Raw genomic sequence first — 23,279 nt, 5'->3', positions numbered from 1 at the left:
CAATATGTGTCGCTGATGACAATCGGACAACGGATTTGTTGCTGTTTCGTGAATTTCATACCCGGCTAACTTCGCGCCCCCTCGCCTTGCAACGAGGACAGAGAGAAATGCCAAGCCGGCTCAGCGATAGAATGGGGCATGGTGGGCCTGCAAGGATCGCCGACCGCCCAGCGATGCGTGAAGGGCCCGCGTGACAGCGCCACGCACCTGCACCGTGCGGCCGCCAAACCGGCGCTCGGCCAGATCGAGATCGGCCGAGCGGCATCGCGCCAGGCGCTGCTGTAACCGTGCGTCTGGAATGAGACAGGATCGCCGCAACGTACAACCCGAAAAACCCGCTGTAGTTGTAGTTCGCATAACCGATTCTTCGTCAAGCGTGGCATACTAATCAAGTGGACGGCTTGATTGCTGTGGGAGAGCAGGTGGGGCGAGATGCTGACGGTCTATAATTGTATCGTGCATGAGCACGATCTGAGACTGGTCGCACTGGCAGCGCTCATTTGCGGTATTTCTTCCTTCTCGGCGGTCAACCTGCTTCGCCATGTCGACCGCTCGAGCGAGCGCAACCGCTATACCTGGCTGATGATAGCAGCCACTTCCACCGGCTTCGGTATCTGGGCGACGCACTTCATCGCAATGCTTGCCTTTTCTCCCGGAATCCCCAACGCCTACAATACGGAAATGTCGGCGCTTTCGCTCGCCGGTTCCGTCGCCCTGACCGCCGCGGGCATGTGGATCGCCACCTTGCGCCGGGGCATCGACTACCCTCTGGTCGGCGGCGCGGTCCTCGGCGCCGGTATCGCCGCCATGCACTATATCGGCATGGCCGCCTTCGAGGTCGAAGGGCGCATCGTCTGGAACCCGCTGCTGGTCGGCGTCTCGGTGCTGACAGGCGTCACCCTCGCCGCGCTGGCGCTGCTGGTCGTGTTGCGACGGCCGTCCATGCAGGCCACAATCGCCGCCGCCATCCTGTTGACGCTGGCGATCTGCAGCCTGCACTTCATCGCGATGGGCGCGGTGTCGATCTTCCCGGACTCCTCCATCGAGATATCGCAGTTCACGGTCGAACCGATGTCGCAGGCCTTCGCCGCCGCTGCAGTCAGCATGGCTATCCTGGTGCTTTCAGCCGCAGCATTGTGGATCGACCTTCGCTTCCGGCGTCACAAGCTCGAGGCCGAGCGCATGCACGGCCTCGCCAACGCCGCCGTCGAGGGGCTGATCGTCTGCGACGGCGCCCGCATCGTCAGCGCCAATGACAGCATCGCCGCGCTAACCGGCATTGCGCCGGAAGTGCTGAACGCGATGCTGCTTGGCGACCTCTTCGGCGAACGCACCGCGGCCGGCATGTCCGACTGCAGCGGACAGGCACAGGAAGCCGAACTCAGAGCCCATGACGGCGCCACCATCCCCGTCGAACTTATCGCAAGGAGCATCGACTATTGCGGCAAGCGGCACAGCGTTGTCGCCGTGCGCGACATCCGCGAACGCAGGAAGGCCGAGCAGGAGATCCTGCGCCTCGCCCATTTCGACCCGCTGACCGGGCTCCCCAACCGCCGCAGTTTCTCCGGCCGGCTCGAGGCCGAAATTGCCGCAATGGACCGCGGCGGCAAGGGCGGGCATCTTGCGCTGCTGCTGCTCGACCTCGACCGCTTCAAGGAAGTGAACGACCTGTTCGGGCATGGCGCCGGCGATGCCATGCTGCAGAAGGTGGCGCTATGCGCCTCCGCCGTGCTCCGCCACGGACAGATGCTGGCGCGTCTCGGCGGCGACGAGTTCGCCATCATCGCTCCGAACCTTCCCGATCCGCAGGCGGCCGGCCGCATCGCCGAGGCGGTGCTGGCTGCCATGCGCGAGGAAAACCGGCTGTCGGTCGGTGGCGGCCTGGTATCGGCCAGCATCGGCATTGCACTTTATCCGCTCGACGCCGATGAGCCGACAATCCTGGTCAGCCACGCCGACACCGCGCTCTATCGCGCCAAGGCCGAGGGCAAAGACACCTACCGTTACTTCGAGGCCTCGATGGGCGCCGAGGCGCGAGACCGGCGCGTGATGGAGCACGAACTGCGCCAGGCCATGGCGCGCGATGAGTTTCGCCTCGTCTACCAGCCACAAAAGGAGATCAGCAGCGGGCGGATGGTTGGGTTCGAAGCGCTGATCCGCTGGCATCATCCGCAGCGCGGCGACGTGTCGCCGGCGACCTTCATCCCGGTGGCCGAAGACAGCGGCGTCATCATCCAGATCGGCGAATGGGTGCTGGCGACGGCCTGCGCCGAGGCAGCGCGCTGGAAGAACCCTCTCACCGTCGCGGTCAATGTCTCGGCGGTGCAGCTCCACAATCCGAATTTCAGCCGCAAGGTGCATGAAGTCCTGCTCGGCTCCGGCCTGACGCCCGGCAGGCTCGAACTCGAGATCACCGAAACGGCGCTGGTCAAGGACATGCCGCGCGCGCTGGCGACCTTGCGCCAGGTGAAGGCGCTTGGCGTGCGTGTGGCGATGGACGATTTCGGCACCGGCTACTCCTCGCTGTCCAATCTCCGCGCCTTCCCCTTCGACAAGATCAAGATCGACGGCTCATTCATCAAATCAGTCGACAGCAACGGCCAGGTGGCAGCCATCGTGCGCGCCGTTCTGGGGCTTGGCCGCGGTCTCGGCCTGCCGGTTCTGGCCGAGGGCGTCGAGACGCTGGGCGAGCTGAAATTCCTCGACGCCGAGGCCTGCGAGATCGGCCAGGGCTACTATCTAGGCCGGCCGAGCCCGATCGAGGCGTTCAGCGAACTGACCGGCGTCGCGGCGCCGGCGGCACACGACGACGCCAGCGTCAAACAACGCGGCGGCAGCATCTTGATGCTGCCGCCGGCGGCGGCCCTGCGCTCATCCTAAGGGGCGAGTGCGGCCTCGACCAGGCGCTTGGCATCCGGTCCCGACCATTCGGCCGGTCCGTTCATATGCGCGATCAGGCAGCCTTCGCCGTCGATCAGCATGGTGACGGGGAGGCCTAGCGCCAAGCCACGCGTCTTGACGTCGTTGAACAGCGCCAGCGTCGAATCGCGGTAGTAGCCGAGCGACCCGATGCCGATTTCGGCTAGGAACTTCTTCGGCTTCACATCGTCGCCGGCATCGACATTGACCGCGACCACTTCGAAGGCATCGCTGCCCTTTTCCTTCTGCAGCGTATCGAGCGCCGGCATTTCGGCGCGGCAGGGCGCGCACCACGTCGCCCACAGGTTGAGCAGCACGGTCTTGCCGACATGATCGGCGATCGTCATCGGCTTGCCGTCTGGGCCGTTGAAGGCGAGGCTTTTCAGCGATTGCGGCGGATCGGCGGGCAGCAATGCCGCCACCTGGCCGGTGGCCGCGGCGGCAACCTTTTTGGCGCGGTCGCTCTTGGCGGCGCAGGCGACATCGTCCTTGCTGTTGCCCGCGCCGGCCGCAGGTGCGCTGCCGGTGGCTGCGTTGTTGCCAGACCCGCTCTCGCTGACATATACCGCGACCGCGCCGGCCAGCACGCCCGCCAGCAAAGCGGCGAGGATCAGGCGCGGGGCCGGGAAGTATCTGTTACCGTCTGCCATTTTCTAAGACTGCTCCGGAGCACGGGTTATAGCGATGAGCGACAAGAAGGCCAGCAACCAGATGTGGGGCGGACGTTTTGCCTCGGGTCCGGCCGCGATCATGGAAGCGATCAACGCGTCGATCTCGTTCGACCGCAAACTTTATGCGCAAGACATAAGAGGTTCGGTCGCCCACAGCGAGATGCTGGCTGAAACGGGCATTATTTCGGCGGCCGATCAAGAAAAGATCGCTCACGGGCTGAACACGATCCTGAAAGAGATCGAGGCCGGCACGTTCGAGTTCTCGACCCGGCTGGAAGACATTCACATGAACATCGAGGCCCGCCTCGCCGATCTGATCGGCCCGGCCGCCGGCCGCCTGCACACGGCGCGGTCACGCAACGACCAGGTGGCGGTGGATCTCCGGCTCTGGGTCAAGGACGAGTGCTTTCGCGTCGCCGAGGCGCTGAAGGGGCTGATCTCAGCCTTGGTCGACCGCGCCGAGGAGCATGCGGCGACCGTGATGCCCGGCTTCACCCACATGCAGGCGGCGCAGCCGGTGACCTTCGGCCACCATTGCATGGCCTATGTCGAGATGTTTTCGCGCGACCTGTCGCGCGTCCGCGACGCCATCGAGCGGATGGATGAAAGCCCGCTCGGCGCGGCAGCGCTTGCCGGCACCAGTTTTCCGATAGATCGCCACAAGACCGCCAAGGCGCTCGGCTTCCGCGAGCCGATGCGCAATTCCCTGGACAGCGTCTCCGACCGCGATTTCGCGCTGGAGTTTTTGAGCCTGGCGGCGATCTGCGCCACGCATCTATCGCGGCTCGCCGAAGAAATAATCATCTGGTCGACGCCGCAATTCGGCTTCGTAAGGCTGTCGGACAGTTTCTCCACCGGCTCCTCAATCATGCCGCAGAAGAAGAACCCGGACGCCGCCGAACTGGTGCGCGGGAAGACCGGCCGCGTCACCGGTCATCTCGTCGGGCTGCTGACGGTGATGAAGGGCATGCCGCTGACCTATGGCAAGGACATGCAGGAAGACAAGGAATCCGTCTTCGACGCCGCCGAGACGCTCGATCTGATGCTGGCGGCGATGACCGGCATGGTGCGCGACATGACGGTCAATGCCGCCGCCATGAAGAAGGCCGCCAGCTCGGGCCACGCGACCGCGACCGACCTCGCCGACTGGCTGGTGCGAACGCTGGGCCTGCCCTTCCGTGAGGCACACCATGTCACCGGCCGCGCGGTGGCGGTGGCCGAAGAGAAGAAGGTGAGCCTTGAAAAGCTGTCGCTGGAAGATCTGCAGTGGATCAACCCCGGCATCACGGCAGACATCTTCTCGGTTCTGGCGGTGCAGAACTCGGTGATGAGCCGCACCAGTTTCGGCGGCACGGCGCCGTCGGAGGTCAGGAAGCAGATCCGCAGCTGGAAAAAGCGCATCGCCAAGGCATGATGCCGGGGTGCAATGCGCCTAAAACTCGGTTAAAAGCGCAGCACATAAAGTTTCGGACGGATGGATCGATGACCGCAAGCAGGATTTTGGTGACGCTGACGCTGCTGACGGCGATGGCTGCCGTGACCGCTTGCGGCCGTAAGGCCGGTCTCGACACGCCCTATGAAGCGGCCGTCCAGGCCCGCGAGGACGCCGAGCGCGCCAAACAGCCGGTGCCGCCGGAGCCGGAAAAACCGGTCGTGGACAAGAAGTTCATCCTCGACCCGCTGATCTAGAGCCGATGAGACCGGCTTGGTCTTTCTGGCCAGGTCTCGTGCTCCAACTTCCGGAAACACTCTCGTGAACCATTTCGATTACCGCGACGGCGTGCTCCATGCCGAGAACGTGGCGATACCAGACATCGCCGCAAGCGTCGGCACGCCGTTCTATTGTTATTCGACGGCAACCTTGACGAGGCACTACCGGGTGTTCGCCGGGGCCTTTGCCGGGCTCGACACGCTGGTCTGTTACGCCTTGAAGGCGAATTCCAACCAGGCGGTGCTGCGAACGCTGGCAAAGCTCGGCGCCGGCGCCGACACCGTCTCGGAAGGCGAAATGCGCCGCGCGCTCGCCGCCGGCATCCCGGCCAGCAAGATCGTATTCTCGGGCGTCGGCAAGACCGCGCGCGAGATGGATTTTGCGCTCGAGGCCGGCATTCTCTGCTTCAATGTCGAATCCGAGCCGGAGCTGGAGTTGCTGTCGGCCCGCGCCACCGCGCTCGGCAAGGTGGCGCCGGTCTCGCTGCGCATCAACCCGGATGTCGACGCCAGGACGCACAGGAAGATCTCCACCGGAAAGGCCGAGAACAAGTTCGGCATTCCATGGCAAAGGGCGCGCCAGGTCTATGCCCGCGCGGCCGGTTTGCCGGGCACCAAGCCCATCGGCATCGATACCCATATCGGCAGCCAGATCACCGAGTTGCAGCCCTTTGACGATGCTTTCGCGCTTCTGGCGGAACTGGTCGGCGCGCTGCGCGCCGATGGCCACGCCGTCGAGCATGTCGATCTCGGCGGCGGCCTCGGCATCCCCTACCGCACCGACAACAGCCCGCCGCCTCTGCCCGATGCCTATGCCGAGATCGTCAGGAAGCACCTGACAAAGCTTGGAGTGAAGGTGATGTTCGAGCCGGGCCGGCTGATCGTTGGCAATGCCGGCATCCTGGTCTCGGAAGTGATCTTCGTGAAGGAAGGCGACGCCAAGAACTTCCTCGTCGTCGACGCCGCCATGAACGATCTGATCCGGCCGACGCTCTACGATGCCTTCCACGACATCAAGCCGGTGGTGCAGCCGCCGGCCGACACGCCGCGCATGGGGGTCGACGTCGTCGGCCCGGTCTGCGAGACCGGCGACTATCTCGGCCTCGACCGTGACCTGCCCCGGCTCAAGTCTGGCGACCTCATTGCCGTCACCACCGCCGGCGCCTATGGCGCGGTGCAATCCGGCACCTACAACACCCGCCTACTTGTGCCTGAGGTTCTGGTCGACGGCGACCGTTTCCATGTCGTACGCCGGCGCCAGACCTATGACGAGCTTATCGGCCTGGATTCGGTGCCCGACTGGCTTGCATAGGAGCCGCCACGGCGGCTGCGCTACAGCCGGTTTTGGATGAGCATCCTTGTGTCGGCGATCCTGTCCTCGTCGCGGCGGTAGAACGTCCATTGCTTGATGCGCTTGGGCCGCAGCAGGCCGGCCTGGGTAAGCACGCGCATATGTTCGGAGAGCGTCGCCTGCGTAATGCCGAGCTTCTCCGCGATCAGCAGCGCGCAAACGCCGTCCTCGACCAGATCGCCGTCTGCCTGGGCCGGGAAATGCGCCTGCGGATCCTTCAGCCAGTCGAGGATCTGCAGCCTGCGTTCATTGGCGATCGCCTTGAAGACATCAACCTCTTGCATTTAGCCATTTTGCCAAGTTACTAATTGCTGTCAATCCCAAGGAGATGGTCATGACGAACGGCAACACCGTCACGCGCGAACGCATTGCCGCGATGGAACCGCGCATCCGCCGCTATATCAGGCACACGCCGGTGCTGCGCGTCGACATGGCCGATTTCGACCGGCCGCCGCTGGCGGTCGACCTCAAGCTCGAATGCCTGCAGCATTCCGGTTCGTTCAAAGCGCGCGGCGCCTTCACCAATCTGCTCGAACGGCCGGTGCCTGCGGCCGGCGTGGTTGCGGCTTCGGGCGGCAATCATGGCGCCGCGGTCGCCTATGCCGCCATGCGGCTTGGCCACAAGGCGACGATCTTCGTTCCCGAAGTCAGCCCACCGGCCAAGCTGCAGCGCATCCGCGGCTACGGCGCCGAACTGATGGTCGGCGGCGCCCGCTATGCCGAGGCGCTGGCCGCCAGCGAGGCTTTTGCCGAAAAGACCGGCGCGTTGCAGATCCATGCCTTCAACCAGGAGGAAACATTGGTCGGCCAGGGCACGCTCGGCCTCGAAATCGAAACCGATCTGCCAGACATCGACACGCTGCTGGTCGCTGTCGGCGGCGGCGGCCTGATCGGCGGCATCGCCGCCTGGTTTGCCGGCCGCATCAGGATCATCGCCATCGAGCCCGAAGGCGCGCCGACGCTGCATCGCGCCTTCGAGGCCGGCCACCCCGTCGATGCGCCGGCCGAAGGCGTCGCCGCCGATTCGCTGGCGCCCAAACGCGTCGGCGAGATGATGTTCCCGATCGCCGAGGCCTTCGTCGAACGCTCCATCCTGGTCACCGACGACGCCATCATTGCCGCGCAGAAGGCGCTGTGGGAGCGGGTGCGGATCATCGCCGAGCCGGGCGGCGCAGCGGCCTTTGCGGCTCTCTTGTCCGGCCGCTACACACCGGCGCCGGGCGAGCGGATCGCCGTCCTTGTCTGCGGCTCGAATACCGATCCGGCGAAATTCTAAACCTTGCTTCGACTGAGTGGGACGCAAACCCGCCAAAGCTTTTCAAGTTTTCCGGAACCGCCTCGCCTTTGCCGTGTTTGCTGGTAAACTTCTGCTTGTTGAGTCCGGGCTATCCCGCCCGGGAGGAAGGGCCAATGACGGAACGCCCCATTTCCAGTGGCGATCGCAGCCTGGCTGGGCGGCTTGCCCTGAGCCGGCTGGCGACACGGGTCTCGATGACCGTCGAGCGCGGCTGGCCGCTGCTTCTGCCGCTGCTCATTGTCGCCAGCCTGTTTCTCAGCCTCTCCTGGCTCGGCCTTTTCCCCCGGCTGCCTGACATTGCGCGTATTATCCTGGTCACGGCGTTCGGTATTGCCACGCTGGCGGCGCTCTATCCGCTGCGTTTCTTCAAGCTTCCATCCGCCGCTGAAATCGACCGCCGTATCGAGGCCGCCAACCAGCTGCAGCACAGCCCGGTGCTGGTGCAGACCGACCGTCCCAGCGGCAAGGAAAGCATCTTTTCCCAAGCGTTGTGGCGCGAACACCAAAAGCGCATGGCCGACAAGCTCGGCAGCCTTGGCGCCGACCTGCCGCGTACCCGCGTGCCGGAGCGCGATCCGTGGGCATTGCGTGCCGTGGCGGCGCTGCTGTTGGTCACCGCTTTTGCCTTCTCCTTCGGACCGTCCGGCGGCAGGCTGTCCGATGGTTTCAGTGCCCATGCGGCGCGCGACATCGTACCGCCGCGCATCGATGCCTGGGTGACCCCGCCGGCCTATACCGGCAAGCCGCCCATCTTCTTGACCGCGCCAGTCATCGATGGCAACGCCAAGCAGGCGGTTGTCACCTTCACCGTGCCACAAGGCAGCGACGTCTCGCTGCGCGTGACCGGCGGCTCCGGCGAGGAAACGCTAAGCTTTGCCGACAAGGGCGGCAATGCTCGCGCCATCGACCCGTCGGGACCACAGGTGGCGGCCGTCAAAGCAGCGGCGGTCAACCCCGCGCCCCCCAAGCTGCGCCAGTTCACCGGCAAGCTGACCGCCGACGGCACGCTGACGCTGAAGTCGGGCGAAGCCGATCTCGGTCGCTGGGCCTTCGCGGTGATCCCCGACAAGCCGCCGACAATCCGCTTCGTCGGCGAGCCCAAGCGCGCCGTCAACGGCGCCTTCGAGCTCAACTACCAGATCGACGACGACTATGGCGCGGCCACCGCCAAGGCGGTTTTCACCTTGGCTGATCCGGCGGCGCCCGATGCGCATCCGCTCTACGGTCCGCCTGAATTGCCGCTGGCGTTGCCGCGCCGCGGCGGCAAGGCGAATGCCGCCAAGACCACCAAGGACCTCACCGAGCACGTCTGGGCCGGCGCCAGCATAAAACTGTCGCTCGTCGCCACCGACGATGCCGGACATACCGCGACCAGCGAAACCAAGACTATTGTGATGCCGGAGCGACCCTTCGCCAACCCGCTGGCGCGTGCGGTGATCGAGCAGCGCCGCCTGCTGGCGCTCGACGCCAACGCCAAGCCGCGCGTGCTCGACCTGATGGACGCCATCACGCTGCGGCCCGAGGACACGTTCGACAACATGTCGCATTACCTCGCCATCATGAGCGCCCGCAGCCGGCTGAAGATGTCGGACAGCGACGATCAGTTGCGCAACGAGGTTGCCTATCTCTGGGAAATCGCGCTCGGCATCGAGGAAGGCAATCTCTCGTCCGCCGAAAAGCGGCTCCGCCAGGCCCAGCAGGCGCTGCAGGACGCCATCAAGCGCGGCGCCAGCGACGAAGAGATCGAAAAGGCGATGAAGGAACTGCGCGAGGCGATGAACGAATTCCTGCAGGAATTCGCCGAGCGCGCCAAGCAGAACCCGAACGCGCCGCAGATGCAGCAGAATGGTCGCGAGCTGCGTCAGAGTGATATCGACCGCATGATGGACCAGATCGAGAACCTGGCGAAGTCGGGCGACCGCGACAAGGCGCAGGAGCTGCTGTCGCAGCTGGAAAACATGATGAACAACCTGCAGGCCGGCCGTCAGCAGCAGGGCGGCGAGCAGGACAGCGAGATGCGCCAGCAGATGGACAAGCTGGGCGAGATCATGCGCCGCCAGCAGGAGATGATGAACGACACCTACCGCATGGACCAGATGCAGCGCGGAGATAATCAGCAGCCCGGCGAAGGCAATGGCGACGACCCGGACCAGCCGGGCGTCGGCAAGGATCGCGATCCTCTCGCCCGGCCGAAGTCGATGACACCGCAGGAATTCGCCGATGCGATGAAGCAGTTGCAGGAAGGCCAGGGCCAGTTGCAGAGCGAACTCGACAAGCTGAAGAAGGGCCTGGAAGGCATGGGCATGCAACCCAATGAGGGGTTTGGCGACGCTGGCAAATCCATGGGCAATGCCGAAAAGTCGCTTGGCGAAGGCGAAGGCGACCAGGCAGTCGGCCACCAGGGTCGCGCGCTGGAAGCGCTGCGCAAGGGCGCCAAGGAGATGATGAAGCAGCTGCAGGCGATGCAGGGCGACCAGGGCGGCAGCCAGGAAGGCGGCCGCCAACAGGACGCCGGCCGCGATCCGCTGGGCCGACCGCGCGCCAGCCGCGGACCCGATTTCGGCGATTCGGTGAAGGTGCCCGACGAGATCGACGTGCAGCGCGCCCGCCAGATTCTCGAGGCGATTCGCAAGCGGCTCGGCAACGCGCTCAGCCCCGACATCGAGCGCAGCTACCTCGAGCGGCTGCTGGAGCTGAAGTAGCCTCCAAGGCAACATCCGTCGAACTGAATGGTATCAGCGCCATGCCGAAACTCGGTGCCGTCACGCCCATCCTGCGCATCTTCGACATCGCCAAGGCACGCGAATTCTATGTCGACTTTCTCGGCTTCAAGGTCGAGTTCGAGCACCGCTTCGACGACAATGCGCCGCTCTACATGGGTGTAATCCGCGACGGCTGTGTCCTGCATCTGAGCGAACATCATGGCGACGGCGCGCCGGGTATAGCCATGCGCATCAAGGTTGAGGACATCGCGGCATTGCACCGCGAACTGATCGGCAAGAGATACCGCTACGCCCGGCCGGGCCTCGAAACCACGTCGTGGCAGACCCGTGAAGTGTCGGTCGGCGACCCCTTCGGCAATCGCCTGCATTTCTACGAGGATGCAACAGACTAAGCCGGCCGGTTGACGAACGCCTCGCGGATCGCCTCCTGCATGCCGTCGATAGCTTCGCCTGAGGCATTTGGGCTGCGGTGCATCACCACATTCGAGGAATCGATATGGCCGAACCCGTCAGCGGCGGTGAGTTCACGACAGCCATCCGGAATATTGCTGTGCGAGATCGGCGCGATCGCCAGGCCAGAGGTGACGGCGAGCTTCAGGCCGCCGGTGGTGTCGCTGGTATAGGCGACACGGTAGGCCAGCCCACGCTGCTCAAGCGATTTGATGGCAAAGTCCTTGCACCAGCCGGCCCGGTTGTAGAGCGCGATCGGCACCGGCCGCTCCTCATGCATGTGATGCAGGCTCGATGTCACCCACACGGTCGGATCGTGCATCAGCACCTCGCCGCCGGAAGGATCCTGCCATTCGAACACCACGGCGAGGTCGAGTTCACCGGCCGCCAACGCTGCCAGCTGGGCGCCCGAATGTGCATAGCGCACGGTGACCTCGACCTTGGTGTGACGCTTCGAGAAGGCGCCGAGCGCGCGCGACAGGATGGCGTGACCATATTCCTCGGGAATGCCGATGCGCACAGGCCCGCCAAGCGGTGCCGCCGCCATCGATGCCGCCGTCTCGTCGAGCAGAGAGACGATGCGGCGGGCATTGACGATCAGCTCGCCGCCACGGCGCGTCAGCGCCACGCCGCGCGAGCCGCGTTCGAACAGGCTGTCGCCGACCAGCTCCTCGAGCTTCTTCATCTGCATCGACACCGCCGACTGGGTGCGCCCGGCCTGCTCCGCCGCCCGGGTGAAATTGCCCGCTTCGGCAATGGCGACGAAGGTGCGCAGGAGATCGCTGTCGAGGGCTGGCCGCATCGAATCCGTCATAAGCAAATTTGATCGCTGGTATCATTCCAATTCGTTTGCAACATGTCAGACGCCGCAGCATAGTCCGCTCACCCATTGGATGTGCCGCCGCGAAACCGGCTGCGGACCAATCAAAGAGTCCTCACTCATACCCGCTGCCCGAAACGGTGGCGGGTTCTTTTTACCCCATGGCCGGGCGGCTGCGGGCAGTAAGGCAAGGGCCGGCAGAACAACATGCGCAACCGGATCGTTCTCGGCATCATCAGCCTGTGCCTTGGCGTGCTGGTGTTCTCGCTCCAGGACCCGCTGGTCAAGGCGGTGTCGGCCGGCTATCCCGTGACCGAGGTGATGTGGATCCGCTCGATCGTCGCTTTGCCGATCCTGGTCGTTCTCGTTCGCGCCGATGTCGGCCTGCGGGCCATCGCCTCGAAGCGGTTTGGCCTGCTGACGATCCGCGCCTTCATCCAGTTCAGCTCCTATACCGTCTACTATCTGGCGATCGCCGCTCTGCCGCTGGCCGATGCGGTGGCGCTCTACTTCATGGCGCCGCTGTTCATCATGGCGATGGCCGGGCCCTATCTCGGCGAGCGTGTGTCATGGCAGGCGCTGGCCACCGTGCTGATCGGCATGCTGGGCGTGGTCGTGATGCTGCGCCCGGGCGCAGGCCTGTTCGACTGGGCGGCCCTGTTGTCGCTGGGCTCGGCGCTGCTCTACGGCTTTTCGCAGCTGATGGCGCGCAAGATCGGCGACACAGAATCCTCCACCGTCATGGCCTTCTACCAGAACGGCGCCTATCTGGTCGGGGCCGCTATGGTTGCCGGCACGTTCTGGCTTGCCGGCATAACCCACGCGGTCCATCCGAGCCTCGAATTCCTGGTGCGGCCGTGGGTCTGGCCGACGACACCGGATTTCCTCAAGATGGCCGCCTGCGGCTTCGTCGCTTCCGCGGGCATGATCCTTCTGTCGCAGGCCTATCGGCTGGCGCCAGCCAACCGCGTCGCCACCTTCGAATACACAGGGATCATCTGGTCGCCGTTGTGGGGCTTCCTGTTCTTCAACGAGGTGCCGCGCTCGACCACCGCCATCGGTGCGGCGCTGATCATCGGCGCCGGGCTGCTGGCGCTCAACACCGAGCGGCGCAGGAGCGCTGCGCCTGTCCTCGCCGCGTCTCAGGATGCCGCCTGAAGCGTGTCAGGCGAAGCAGGCGAGCGCCTGGTCGACCCGCGAGCGGATTTCGGCCAGCGTGAAAGGCTTTTGCACGACGTCGATAATGATGCCGTTCAATTCCTCGGCGCGCTCGCGCTGGTCGGCATAGCCGGTCATCAGCAGGATCTTCATGTCAGGGAAAAGCCTGGCTGCGGCGATCGCCATCTCGATGCCATCCATTTCCGGCATGCGGATATCGGAGACGACGAGGTCGTAACCGCCGCCTGCAGCACTGACCATCGCCAGCCCCTGCGCGCCGTCGGCGGCGATATCGATAGAGTGCCCGGCGCGTTCGAGCGCGCGGGCGGCGAGGGTGCGGACGGACTCATCGTCCTCGACGATCAGAAGCTTTGCCATGGGCCGGAATTTGGCGGGCAAAAGTTGACTTTTTCTGAAAATTTGAAGCGTCGGGGGCCTTTTCTCAGGCATCGCCTTTGACGACACCGACAAACGGCAGTTCGCGAAAAGCGTGGGCGACGTCCATGCCGTAGCCGACGACGAAGTAATCGGGACAGTCGAAGCCGACATAGTCGGCGTTCAGCTCCGTCTGGCGGCGCATGCGCTTGTCCAACAGCACCGCGATGGCGCAGCTTTTGGCGCCCCGCGACAGCATCAGGTTGCGGGTGAAGGACAGCGTCTTGCCGGATTCCAGGATATCGTCGATCAGCAGCACGTCGCGGCCGGCGACCTCATTGTCGATGTCGCGCAGCACCCTCACCTCGCCGCTGGTGGTGCCGGCGCCATAGCTGGAAATGAAGATGAACTCGACCTCCGGCGACAGCCCGACATCGTGCATGGCGCGGATCAAATCGGCGGCGAAGATGAACGAGCCCTTCAGCACCGAAATCACCAGCAGGTCGTGATAGTCGTGCTCGGCGATCTCCTTGGCGAGTTCGAGATTGCGCCGCGCGATCGCGGACGCCGAAAACAGGACCTCGATGTCCTTGCCGCGCACAACTGGCATCAACAACCTTTCCAGAGAAACCGACTAGCCGGCGAAGGTGACCGCCACGGCCTTGACGCCGTTTCTAGGCACATCGAGGCGGCTGGAAAAGCCGAATCTTTCGCCGGGCGCCAGAGAACGGTTGGATGTCCCCAGAGTATAGCGGGTGATGCGGCTGTCATTGCCGGTGACACGTATCTCCAGCGAAGGCAATTGTCCCGCCTTCAAACCGTCATTGACGGCCTCGCCGTCCACGAACAGCACCGGGGTGGGTCCCGAGGCGTCGACACGCGACGTGACGCCGGCAATGCTGAGTACGGCGCCCTCCGGCTGTTCGACTGACCAGAACGGCGTCTGGCGCACCAGCGCGTGGCCACCCGAGACCCAGAAGGCGGCAAGCGCCGCACCGATGCCGGCAATCCAGAAGATCGGCCCGCCACGCGATGCCGGCCGCCCGGCTGACGCATCTGATTTGCGCAGCATCTCCATGCCTTCCATCGACGGCGTCGCGATGTCGCGCGCCGGCGTCGGCATGGCTTCTACCCTTGGGATCGGCTGCGGCAGCACCTCATAATCCGCATCGACAATGTCGGTCGCCACAGGACGCGATTCCGGTGCGACACTTGTCCCGGTCATGATTTCGCCGGAAACCGGGCGCGCGGTTCGTTGCTCAGCCATCATGGCCCCGCTGTTGCCTGTTCGTTTCTTTTGCGTAAATGGAAATGGTTAACGCTTCCCACCGGAACCCTTGTGACGCACTCAAGAACAGCGAAAATTAACCGACGGTTAACCATGGCGGCCGATGGTCGTCGGACAGAAAGGGCTGGCACGCCGCCGCCCTCAGGTCGTCGCACGTGATCCGCTTCGAAAATGTCGGCCTCCGCTATGGCATGGGTCCGGAAATCCTCCGCGACATCTCCCTGCACATTCCGGAGAGCTCCTTCCAGTTCCTGAGCGGGCCCTCCGGCGCCGGCAAGACGACGCTGCTGCGCCTTCTGTTCATGTCGCTGAAGCCGACACGCGGGCTGATCACCATCTTCGGCAAGGACCGCTCGCGCATCTCGCGCGCTGAACTGCCGCATCTCAGGCGCCGCATCGGCGTGGTGTTCCAGGATTTCCGCCTGCTCGACCACATGACCACCTATGAGAATGTCGCTCTGCCGCTGCGCGTGCGCGGCCGCGAGGAAGCGAGCTACCGCACCGACGTCACCGAACTTTTGAAATGGGTTGGCCTGGGCGAGCGCATGCATGTGCTGCCGCCGGTCCTTTCGGGTGGCGAAAAGCAGCGCGCGGCAATCGCCCGGGCCTTGATCGAACAGCCCGAAATCCTGCTTGCCGACGAGCCGACCGGCAATGTCGACCCGCCACTGGCACGCCGGCTGCTCAGGCTGTTCATCGAGCTCAACCGGCTCGGCACCGCGGTGGTGATCGCCACTCACGATCTCGGCCTGATGGAACAGGTCGACGCGCGCCGCATGATCCTGGCCGGCGGAAGGCTGGATATTTATGACTGAAGTATCGGCCGAACAGCTGCATGAAGACGCCGCCGAACCGGCGACGACGACGCAGCGCGTCCAGCGCCGCATGGCGCCGATCGTGCCGGCGCAGAATATTGCCGGCCGCGCCTTGGTGCTGGTGATCGCCATCATGACCTTCCTGTCCAGCCTGACTTTCGGCGCCGTCACGCTGGTGCGCGACACTGCCTCGGTCTGGGAAAACCAGATCTCGCGCGAGGCGACGATTCAGATCAAACCGGTCGACGGCCTCGACATGGAGGCAGCCCTTGCCCAGGCCTCGCAGATCGTCGGCGAATTCCCCGGCGTGAAGGAAACCCGGATCATCGATCGCGACGCCACCGCGCGTCTGTTGGAGCCATGGCTGGGCTCGGGCCTGAATATCGACGAATTGCCGGTGCCGCGCCTGATCATCGTCACCATCGACGAGACCAGTCCGCCCGACTTTAGCGCCATCCGTGCGGCGCTCACGCCCAAGCTGCCGAGTGCTTCGCTCGACGATCACCGTACATGGGTCGACCGGCTGGTCGCCATGGCCCGCACCACGGTCACCATCGGCATCGCCGTGCTGGTCCTGATGCTGTCGGCGACGGTGCTGACCGTAGTGTTTGCGACGCGCGGCGCTATGGCGGGTAACGGCCATATCATCGAAGTGCTGCATTTCGTCGGCGCCGAGGCGCGCTTCATCGCGCGCGAATTCCGCTGGCATTTCCTGGTCACCGGGATGAAGGGCGCGGCCGCCGGCGGCGCAGCCGCGATCCTGGTTTTCATCGTCTTTTCCTGGTGGTCGTCGCGCAACATGGCAACGCCGCAGGCCGACCAGGCCACTGCTTTGTTCGGGAATTTCGCCATCGGATCGGCAGGCTATCTCGGTGTCGGCCTGATGGTGCTGGTGATCGGCGGACTGACGGCGGCGACCTCGCACGCCACAGTCGTCGCCTATCTCAGCGACATCGATGTCCGCCAGCCGGATGCGGGGTGAACCGTGAGGGCAGAAGCGAAAACAGTTCGGGGGCAAGGACAGGAATGGAAGGGACGATCACGGATCGAAAACCGACGTAACGCAATGTGCGCTTTTTTCCTTACCAAAAAGGCATTTCAGGATTAACCATAGGACGATGAACGCGCGGGAGTCGACCGGAACGGCTGGACAGATGCCAGTGGTGCGTTCGCGTGTGCGCACCGGGCTGGGCCGTTTGCGCACCGCCCTGCGTCTCGCCTCCCTCTGTCTACTGCTGCTGGTGGCCCTGTTTGCCGGTGGCTTCGGCTGGTTCGCCAGCAAGGTCAGCCACATGACGACTCCGGCCAACCCGGCCAAGGCCGATGCGATCATCGTCTTGACCGGCGGTCAGGCCCGCCTCGACGCAGCACTCGATCTGCTTGCCTCCGGCAAGGGCGAGCGGCTGCTGATCTCAGGCGTGCATCCCTCTGCCAGCCGCCGCCAATTGCAGGCTGCTACCGGCGGCGACAAGGCGCTGTTTTCCTGCTGTGTCGACATCGACCGCGCCGCGCTCGACACGATCGGCAATGCCGAGGAAAGCGCTAAATGGATGGAGAGCCACGCCTATGGCAGCGTCATCCTCGTCACCAACAATTACCACATGCCGCGCAGCCTGCTCGAGATGGGCCGCCTGCTGCATGGCGCCAGGCTTGAACCCTATCCGGTGGTCAACACTAATCTGGACAATGGCGACTGGCTGACCAAGCCAGAAGCGCTGCGCGTGCTTCTGACCGAATACAGCAAATACCTGCTGGCGCTGGCGCGCGGCGTCGTCCCGGTCCGCCAGACCGCCGACAGCGTCGCACTGGCCGAGGTTTCGACCGCCAAGGACTAAAGCAATTCCAGGAAAAGTGTGTAGCGGTTTTCCCGGGAAAAACACGTACGCTTTCCCTTGGGAATTGCGTCCAAACAGACGACTCTGACGGCGCTCGATTACCCCTTGGCCGTGCCGTCTTCCGCGCCACGCAGCCGCGCAATCTCCTGTTCGAGGCTTTCAATCCGCTTGTCGCGTTCGGCGAGTGCGGCCGCGACATCGGCGGCCTCGAATCGCTGCGGAATGTGTTGCGGGCAATTGGCATCCCAGGCCGAGACGGTGAACAGGATGACCTGCTCGGAGCGCGCCTTGTAGTCCTGCGGCATCAGCCTTGCCAGAAGCTCGGCATCGTCCTCGACGACCCGCGCCGTGCCCCAGATCTTGACGCGCTGGCGATGCGCATAGTCGATCAGGAACAGGAATGCTTGGTTGTTGTCGGCGAGATTCCCCTGCGTGATGAACTGCCTGTTCCCGGAGAAATCGGCAAAGCCGATGGTCTTCTCGTCCAGCACCTTGAGGAAGCCGGCTGGCCCGCCGCGATGCTGGATATAGGGCTGACCCTCGCCATTTGCCGTCGACAGGAAGACGCTGGTCTGCGCCGCGATGAAGTCGGCGAGGTCGGGCGTCATATGGGCGCGCCATCCGCCGCGCTCCTCGGCGCTGGCATAGCCCTTGCGCGAACCTTTGCGGGTCTGGATCGCCTTGACCGTCGGCGTGAAGGCGACATCGCTGGTGAAAGTATGAGCATTCATGGAAGCCTCCGCGAGGCCGAAACACGGCCATTGTACGCGAAGAGGTAGGTCCTTCCATGTTTTGGATGTAGATGGCATAGTTGCAAGCTATCCTTCCAATTTCCGGAAGACACTATGGATCGTCTCGAAGCCATGTCGCTGTTCGTCGCCGCGGTGGAAGCGGGCAGCCTTTCCGCTGCCGGCCGCCATTTCGGCATTCCACTGGCAACCGTCAGCCGCAAGGTTTCCGACCTCGAGAAGCACCTTCAGGCGCGCCTGCTGAACCGTTCGACCCGGCAGCTCACGCTGACCGATGCCGGCCAGGCCTATCTCGCCGCCTGCCGCCGCATCCTCGGCGAGGTCGGCGAAGCCGAACGCACCGCTGCCGGCGAATACAGCACGCCGACCGGCGACCTGTTCATCACCGCGCCGGTCGTCTTTGGTCGCCTGCACGTGCTGCCTGTCGTCACCGAATTCCTGGCGGCTTATCCTCAAGTCAACATTCGCCTGACGCTGGCTGACCGGATAACCCAACTGGCGGAGGAACATCTCGACCTTGCCATCCGCATCGGCGAGCTTGCGCCTTCGAGCCTCATTGCCATCCGCGTCGGCGCGATCCGTCGCGTCGTGTGCGCCAGCCCCGCCTATATCGCCGCGCATGGCATGCCGCGGACGCCGGACGATCTGGCCGCGCATGAATGCATCAGTTTCGAAGGGCCTGCAGCGCTCGCCAGCTGGAGCTTTGCCGGCGACAAGGGCGAACTGATCGTGCCGATCCGCTCACGGCTGCGCGTCAACACGGCGGAAGCTGCAATCGATGCCGCGATTGCAGGCGCCGGGATGACGCGGGTGCTCTCCTACCAGATCGCGGACGCACTACGTTCCGGCGTGCTCGTCCGGGTCTTGCAGGCCTTCGAGCCTTCGCCATGGCCGGTGAGCCTCGTCCATGCCGGCCAAAGCCTGCTGGCGGTGAAACTCAGGGCATTCCTCGATTTCGCCGCTCCGCGACTGAAGCAGCGGCTATTGCAGGCGACGTGGTGAGTTTGGGACTGGCTTGTGTCAGTGGCGAGCCGGCCTATGTCAGGCCATTGCGGCGTTTCCTTTTTGCCCGCGCTTGGTGTAACCAACGCACACCTCCTCAACGGGCCCTTCCCCGCATGCTCTATATCCGCTCGCTGGCGTTCAACTTCGTCTTCTATGTCAATCTGATCGTCCAGATGGTCCTCTGGACCCCTTATTATTTCCTCTCGCCACGCCATCGCGCCTGGTTCGTGCCGAAATTCTGGTCGCGCACCAGCCTGTGGCTCTACGACAAGATCGCCGGCACCAGGAGCGACATCACCGGCGTCGAGAACCTGCCGGAGGGCTCTTTCATCCTGGCGCCGAAACACCAGTCGTTTTGGGACGCGATCGCTTTCTTTCCGTTCCTCCACGACCCGCTTTATATCCTGAAGCGCGAGCTGACCTGGATCCCCTTCTTCGGCTGGTACATCCTGAAGATGCGGATGATCCCGGTTCACCGCGGCAGCCGCTCCAAGGCGTTGAAGCAGGTCGTTGCATCGACAAAGCAGGAGATGGGGCGCAATCCGCGCCAGCTGATTATCTACCCCGAAGGCACGCGCCGAGCGCCAGGCGACGAGCCGGCTTACAAATACGGAATTGTCGAGCTCTATACGCAGCTTGGCGTCCCGGTGGTACCGGTCGCCCATGTCGCCGGCCTCTATTGGCCTCGCCGCAAATTCTTGCGCTTTCCCGGCACCATCAAGGCCCGCTTCCTGCCGCCGATTCCGCCCGGGCTCGGCAAGGACGAATTCATGGACCGGCTGATCGGCCATACGGAAGCCGCCTGCGACCAGCTGCTGATCGAGGCATCGCAGGCTCCTAACCCGCCGCAAATGCCGCCGACGGCGGTCAAGCGGCTGGCCGAACTCGCCGCGGCCGCCAAAGCAATTCCAGGAAAAGTGTGAGCGGTTTTTTCCGTCCTGAATCGCGCCAAAACAAAAAAGACCAAAGCTTGATCTCTTCTGCGGGCCGGCTCAAGGCCACGCCGCCAGCGCCGTTGTCAGCACCAGCGTCGCCGCGAAGGCCAGATTGATGATCCGCGACGCCAGCGGCTGGCGCAGGGTGCGGGCGAAGGCCGCGCCGGCCAGCAGCCACAGCACATGGATGGCTACGATCATCAGGGTGGAGAACCGCCAGCCTGGCCGGGATGCCGAGAGCATCGGCGCCGGCTGCGGTCGCGGAGCCAGCAAGGACCGCAGCAATCGCCACATAGGCTTTCGGGTTGGCAACGGCGAGCAGGAAGCCGCCGAGGAAGGTCAGCAGAACCGCGCTGCTGTCACGCGCGGCCAGCGGCGGCGCTGTCGCTATTCTGTAGGCGAGGTAGAGAATATAGGCGGCGGAAGCGACCGCCAGCACTGGCGCTACGCCCGGCATCGAGGTGAGGATAGCCTTGATGCCGGTGGCCACCACCAGCAGCACCGCGACGGTGCCTAAAATGATCCCCGATGTGTAGTGAAGCGAATTGCGCAGGCCGAAGGCGGCCCCTATCGCCGTGACGCTGATCGTCGCCGGGCCAGGACTGCCCATGACGACGGTTGCCGCCAGCACCAGCGCCAGCAACTGCGGCCAGGGCTGCGCCTGCGAAAGAATGTCTGCGGCCATGCTGCCTCTTCTCCACAATAATGGAGAGCAGTGTGGCGAGGCGGACAGCCGTCGTCTTGAACGATCGTGCCGAAGCTGCGCGGCTAGGCGCTGGCCTTGTCCAGCGCCACGAGATCCTCCGCGCTGAGCTTCAGCGATGCGGCGCGCGCCAGGCTGTCGACCTGGTCCAGCGTCGTGGCGCTGGCGATCGGCGCGGTGATGCCGGGCTGCGCCATCACCCAGGCGAGTGCCACTTCCGCCTGCTTGGCCGAATGGCGCGCCGCGACGGTGTCGAGTGCGGCCAGAATGCGCATGCCGCGCGCATTGAGATAAGCCTTCACGCCGCCGCCGCGTTCACTTTTGCCGAGATCGGCCTCGCTACGGTATTTGCCGCTCAAAAACCCCTTGGCGAGGCTGAAATAGGTGATGACGCCGATATCCTCGGCCACGCACAGATCATGCAGCGGCCCGTCGAAGGATGAGCGGTCGTAGAGATTGTATTCCGGCTGCAGCACGCTGTAGCGCGGCAGCCCGCGCAGGCTGGCAACATCGAGCGCGGCGCGCAGCTGGCCGGCGTCGAGATTCGAGGCGCCGATATGGCGGACCTTGCCGGCAGCGAGCAGCTTCAGGTAGGCGCCGAGCGTCTCTTCATAAGGCGTGGTCGGGTCCGGCCAGTGCGACAAATAGAGGTCGATGACATCGGTCTGCAGCCGCTTGAGCGACGCCTCGACCGCCCTTTCGATATGGGCAGCGGACAAATCCTTCTTGCCTTGTCCCATATCCGAGCCGACTTTGGTGATGACGATGATCTTGTCACGGTTGCCGCGGCTTTTCATCCATTTGCCGATGATGGTCTCGGACTCGCCGCCCGCGTGGCCGGGCACCCAGCGCGAATAGGCATCGGCCGTATCGATAGCGTTGAGGCCGGCGTCGCCAAACCGGTCGAGCAGGTCGAAGGAGGTCTTCTCGTCCGCGGTCCAGCCGAAGACATTGCCGCCCAGGACCAGCGGCGCGATGGAAAGGTCGGTTTGACCGAGACGGCGTTTTTGCAAGACGGGGCTCCGTGGGCTGGCGGCGGGCGACCCGAATGCTTCGGGCCGCAGCTAAGCTAGGTCTCGCCGCGCCGAGGTCAAAGGCCTCAGCCAATTTTTCCAGCGGGCCAGCGCTTCACAAAGGCGCGAGCGCTTCGCCTGCAGGCTCGCCGTGGTCTACTGGCTCACGAGGCGATCCGCTTCGCCACCTCTTCCAGCCAGTGGTCGCTGATACCCAGCGCCGCGAGATGCTGCAGCGTGTTGAGCACATAGTCCTCGTTGTTTCCGGACTGGCCGACGGCGCCACGGATAACACCTGCCGCATGCGCGGGGTCGAGCCCGCCGGCATACTGCTCATGCTGGCGGTCGACGATATAGGCGACCGCTTTCACTCTCTCTCCCGCAGCCGCCCCATTCCCGTCGAGGCTGATATCGAGCACACGCTCGAGGTAGACGCTGGTCACCAATTCGCGCTCGCGCAGATAGGTCAGCACCTCATCGCGCAGCTCGCCGGGCACGCGAAAGGCCAGCCCGATGCAGGAGCCGCCACGGTCGAGGCCTAGCACCAGGCCCGGCCGCTGGCGCGTGCCGCGATGCACGAAGGAATAGACGCACAGCGACCGGCGGTAGCCGTAAAGCCGCGCGCGGCGGGTCTCCACATGCGCAAATCCCGGCCGCCAGATCAGCGAGCCGTAGCCAAAAACCCAAAAATCGCCCATATCGCCAAGCCTGATTGCACGAGAGTGACGCCGCCGCATCGGAATCGGTGCTCTTCTGTTCTTTTTGCTTGTTGCGTAAGCCACAGTCCACCCGCAACACGCCCGCGTTAATGAAAGCCGCAGCATGACGTCAAGTGACGAGCGTCCGTCGAAGTTTCGCCGCCGGCTGATGTGGCTCGCTGCCTTGGTCGTTATGCTGTTCGGCGTCTACAGCGCGGTCTGGTTCTATGTCGCCGGTCGCGTCAGCAGCGAAGCCGACAAGGCGGTGGCCTCGCTCAAGGACAAAGGCATCGAGGCCGGCTGCGCCAACCTCACCGTCAGCGGCTACCCCCTGAGTTTTGCCATCTCCTGTGACAATCTGGCTTACGAGGACGACGCCAGGAACGTTGCCGCCTCGGCAGGCAGCTTCAACTTCGTTGCAGAGCTCATCCGGCCTTTGTCGCCTGCCGCCGAGTTGCGTGGGCCGCTGCGCACCTCGGTGCCGGGGATGGCGCCGCTATGGATCGACTGGGACAATCTGCAGGCCAATGCCAAGCTCTCCTGGCCCTTGCCACGCAGCATTTCGCTGCAGGCCGAGAGCTTGTCCGGCCAGACCGATCCGGCCGACGACACCGACCCGGTTTCACTGTTCAGCGCCGGAACCGCGGCGGGCGAGTTGCGACCCGACGGCCAGGACATCGGCTACGTCGGCAGCTTCACCGATCTTGAGATCGACGCCGACGCGATCGGCGGGCGCGTGCTGCCGCCGCTCGACGGCAGCGGCG

General features: G+C 64.4%; 24 protein-coding genes and 1 pseudogene. 15 read left to right on the top strand and 10 right to left on the bottom strand.

The genetic code is table 11. The features are described from left to right. The first annotated feature begins 138 nt into the window (after nucleotides 1-138). Both NKI61_RS16305 and NKI61_RS16300 read left to right on the top strand, forming a co-directional pair. Nucleotides 139-285, top strand: coding sequence for a hypothetical protein (locus NKI61_RS16305; protein ID WP_023685332.1), 147 nt, complete (start codon nucleotides 139-141; stop codon nucleotides 283-285). Nucleotides 286-432: 147 nt separating this feature from the next. Then, nucleotides 433-2,880, top strand: coding sequence for a bifunctional diguanylate cyclase/phosphodiesterase (locus tag NKI61_RS16300; protein WP_352840063.1), 2,448 nt, complete (start codon nucleotides 433-435; stop codon nucleotides 2,878-2,880). On the opposite strand, the gene tlpA is transcribed toward NKI61_RS16300, so the two are convergent. Beyond that, nucleotides 2,877-3,569 (bottom strand): thiol:disulfide interchange protein TlpA, encoded by a 693-nt coding sequence (gene tlpA / locus NKI61_RS16295; protein ID WP_023826258.1) that lies wholly within the window; start codon nucleotides 3,567-3,569, stop codon nucleotides 2,877-2,879. The two genes, NKI61_RS16300 and tlpA, sit on opposite strands and share 4 nt — an antisense overlap. A gap of 34 nt (nucleotides 3,570-3,603) precedes the next feature. On the opposite strand from tlpA, the gene argH reads away from it, so the two are divergent. From argH to lysA, 3 genes are all read left to right on the top strand, one after another. Continuing rightward, nucleotides 3,604-5,004, top strand: a complete 1,401-nt coding sequence (gene argH, locus NKI61_RS16290; RefSeq protein ID WP_352840062.1) for an argininosuccinate lyase — start codon at nucleotides 3,604-3,606, stop codon at nucleotides 5,002-5,004. A 68-nt stretch (nucleotides 5,005-5,072) separates the two neighbouring features. Continuing rightward, the gene (locus NKI61_RS16285; RefSeq protein ID WP_352840061.1) at nucleotides 5,073-5,279 is read left to right on the top strand and encodes a hypothetical protein; all 207 of its coding nucleotides are present in this window, start codon (nucleotides 5,073-5,075) and stop codon (nucleotides 5,277-5,279) included. Between the two features lie 64 nt (nucleotides 5,280-5,343). Beyond that, nucleotides 5,344-6,612: a diaminopimelate decarboxylase gene (lysA, locus tag NKI61_RS16280; RefSeq protein WP_023826255.1), complete on the top strand. Its 1,269-nt coding sequence runs from the start codon at nucleotides 5,344-5,346 to the stop codon at nucleotides 6,610-6,612. Nucleotides 6,613-6,632: 20 nt separating this feature from the next. Here lysA and NKI61_RS16275 read toward each other — a convergent pair whose 3' ends face one another. After that, on the bottom strand, nucleotides 6,633-6,935 hold the full coding sequence (locus tag NKI61_RS16275) for an ArsR/SmtB family transcription factor (protein ID WP_023694025.1): 303 nt from the start codon (nucleotides 6,933-6,935) through the stop codon (nucleotides 6,633-6,635). A gap of 50 nt (nucleotides 6,936-6,985) precedes the next feature. Between NKI61_RS16275 and NKI61_RS16270 the strand changes: the two genes are divergently transcribed. From NKI61_RS16270 to NKI61_RS16260, 3 genes are all read left to right on the top strand, one after another. Then, nucleotides 6,986-7,927, top strand: coding sequence for a threonine/serine dehydratase (locus tag NKI61_RS16270; protein ID WP_023743994.1), 942 nt, complete (start codon nucleotides 6,986-6,988; stop codon nucleotides 7,925-7,927). A 134-nt stretch (nucleotides 7,928-8,061) separates the two neighbouring features. Then, nucleotides 8,062-10,650 carry a TIGR02302 family protein gene (locus NKI61_RS16265; RefSeq protein ID WP_352840059.1) on the top strand — a complete coding sequence of 863 codons (2,589 nt, stop codon included), beginning with the start codon at nucleotides 8,062-8,064 and terminating at the stop codon, nucleotides 10,648-10,650. Between the two features lie 41 nt (nucleotides 10,651-10,691). Then, complete coding sequence (locus NKI61_RS16260) at nucleotides 10,692-11,063, top strand: glyoxalase superfamily protein (protein ID WP_023685340.1); 372 nt, start codon at nucleotides 10,692-10,694, stop codon at nucleotides 11,061-11,063. On the opposite strand, the gene NKI61_RS16255 is transcribed toward NKI61_RS16260, so the two are convergent. After that, nucleotides 11,060-11,923 (bottom strand): LysR family transcriptional regulator, encoded by an 864-nt coding sequence (locus tag NKI61_RS16255; protein WP_023726969.1) that lies wholly within the window; start codon nucleotides 11,921-11,923, stop codon nucleotides 11,060-11,062. The genes NKI61_RS16260 and NKI61_RS16255 overlap by 4 nt on opposite strands. Before the next feature lie 225 nt (nucleotides 11,924-12,148). Between NKI61_RS16255 and NKI61_RS16250 the strand changes: the two genes are divergently transcribed. Beyond that, nucleotides 12,149-13,099, top strand: coding sequence for a DMT family transporter (locus tag NKI61_RS16250; protein WP_023822497.1), 951 nt, complete (start codon nucleotides 12,149-12,151; stop codon nucleotides 13,097-13,099). Nucleotides 13,100-13,105: 6 nt separating this feature from the next. Here NKI61_RS16250 and NKI61_RS16245 read toward each other — a convergent pair whose 3' ends face one another. The 3 genes from NKI61_RS16245 to NKI61_RS16235 all read right to left on the bottom strand — a co-directional run bounded on the left by NKI61_RS16245 (nucleotide 13,106) and on the right by NKI61_RS16235 (nucleotide 14,744). Further along, a complete protein-coding gene (locus tag NKI61_RS16245) occupies nucleotides 13,106-13,477 on the bottom strand; it encodes a response regulator (protein WP_023673316.1) in 372 nt (123 codons plus the stop codon). Between the two features lie 64 nt (nucleotides 13,478-13,541). Then, nucleotides 13,542-14,084, bottom strand: coding sequence for a hypoxanthine phosphoribosyltransferase (gene hpt, locus NKI61_RS16240; RefSeq protein WP_023673315.1), 543 nt, complete (start codon nucleotides 14,082-14,084; stop codon nucleotides 13,542-13,544). 24 nt (nucleotides 14,085-14,108) lie between these two features. Further along, on the bottom strand, nucleotides 14,109-14,744 hold the full coding sequence (locus NKI61_RS16235; protein WP_023735188.1) for a hypothetical protein: 636 nt from the start codon (nucleotides 14,742-14,744) through the stop codon (nucleotides 14,109-14,111). Between the two features lie 173 nt (nucleotides 14,745-14,917). Here NKI61_RS16235 and ftsE point away from each other — a divergent pair, with 173 nt between their 5' ends. The 3 genes from ftsE to NKI61_RS16220 all read left to right on the top strand — a co-directional run bounded on the left by ftsE (nucleotide 14,918) and on the right by NKI61_RS16220 (nucleotide 17,412). Continuing rightward, nucleotides 14,918-15,577 (top strand): cell division ATP-binding protein FtsE, encoded by a 660-nt coding sequence (ftsE, locus tag NKI61_RS16230; protein ID WP_023685344.1) that lies wholly within the window; start codon nucleotides 14,918-14,920, stop codon nucleotides 15,575-15,577. Then, the gene (locus NKI61_RS16225; protein ID WP_352840058.1) at nucleotides 15,570-16,559 is read left to right on the top strand and encodes a cell division protein FtsX; all 990 of its coding nucleotides are present in this window, start codon (nucleotides 15,570-15,572) and stop codon (nucleotides 16,557-16,559) included. Before ftsE ends, NKI61_RS16225 begins: the two co-directional genes overlap by 8 nt. A gap of 172 nt (nucleotides 16,560-16,731) precedes the next feature. Continuing rightward, nucleotides 16,732-17,412 carry a YdcF family protein gene (locus tag NKI61_RS16220; protein WP_352840057.1) on the top strand — a complete coding sequence of 227 codons (681 nt, stop codon included), beginning with the start codon at nucleotides 16,732-16,734 and terminating at the stop codon, nucleotides 17,410-17,412. Between the two features lie 98 nt (nucleotides 17,413-17,510). On the opposite strand, the gene NKI61_RS16215 is transcribed toward NKI61_RS16220, so the two are convergent. Then, the gene (locus NKI61_RS16215) at nucleotides 17,511-18,143 is read right to left on the bottom strand and encodes a pyridoxamine 5'-phosphate oxidase family protein (RefSeq protein ID WP_352840056.1); all 633 of its coding nucleotides are present in this window, start codon (nucleotides 18,141-18,143) and stop codon (nucleotides 17,511-17,513) included. Between the two features lie 114 nt (nucleotides 18,144-18,257). Between NKI61_RS16215 and NKI61_RS16210 the strand changes: the two genes are divergently transcribed. Next, nucleotides 18,258-19,163: a LysR family transcriptional regulator gene (locus NKI61_RS16210; RefSeq protein ID WP_352840054.1), complete on the top strand. Its 906-nt coding sequence runs from the start codon at nucleotides 18,258-18,260 to the stop codon at nucleotides 19,161-19,163. 116 nt (nucleotides 19,164-19,279) lie between these two features. Continuing rightward, complete coding sequence (locus NKI61_RS16205; RefSeq protein WP_352840053.1) at nucleotides 19,280-20,089, top strand: lysophospholipid acyltransferase family protein; 810 nt, start codon at nucleotides 19,280-19,282, stop codon at nucleotides 20,087-20,089. A gap of 69 nt (nucleotides 20,090-20,158) precedes the next feature. Here the strand turns inward: NKI61_RS16205 and NKI61_RS16200 are convergent. From NKI61_RS16200 to NKI61_RS16190, 3 genes and pseudogenes are all read right to left on the bottom strand, one after another. Continuing rightward, nucleotides 20,159-20,786 (bottom strand): annotated as a pseudogene (locus NKI61_RS16200) (LysE family translocator). A gap of 83 nt (nucleotides 20,787-20,869) precedes the next feature. Further along, nucleotides 20,870-21,817, bottom strand: a complete 948-nt coding sequence (locus NKI61_RS16195) for an aldo/keto reductase (protein WP_352840051.1) — start codon at nucleotides 21,815-21,817, stop codon at nucleotides 20,870-20,872. Nucleotides 21,818-21,981: 164 nt separating this feature from the next. Further along, complete coding sequence (locus tag NKI61_RS16190) at nucleotides 21,982-22,515, bottom strand: gamma-glutamylcyclotransferase (protein ID WP_023673305.1); 534 nt, start codon at nucleotides 22,513-22,515, stop codon at nucleotides 21,982-21,984. A 124-nt stretch (nucleotides 22,516-22,639) separates the two neighbouring features. On the opposite strand from NKI61_RS16190, the gene NKI61_RS16185 reads away from it, so the two are divergent. Then, a partial coding sequence (locus tag NKI61_RS16185) for a DUF2125 domain-containing protein (protein WP_352840050.1) occupies nucleotides 22,640-23,279 on the top strand: 640 nt, incomplete at its 3' end.

The organism is Mesorhizobium sp. M0514 (genome assembly GCF_040321145.1).
Lineage (GTDB): Bacteria > Pseudomonadota > Alphaproteobacteria > Rhizobiales > Rhizobiaceae > Mesorhizobium.
Note: the sequence above shows the minus strand (reverse complement) of the source record. Positions and strands in the feature narration are given on the sequence as shown.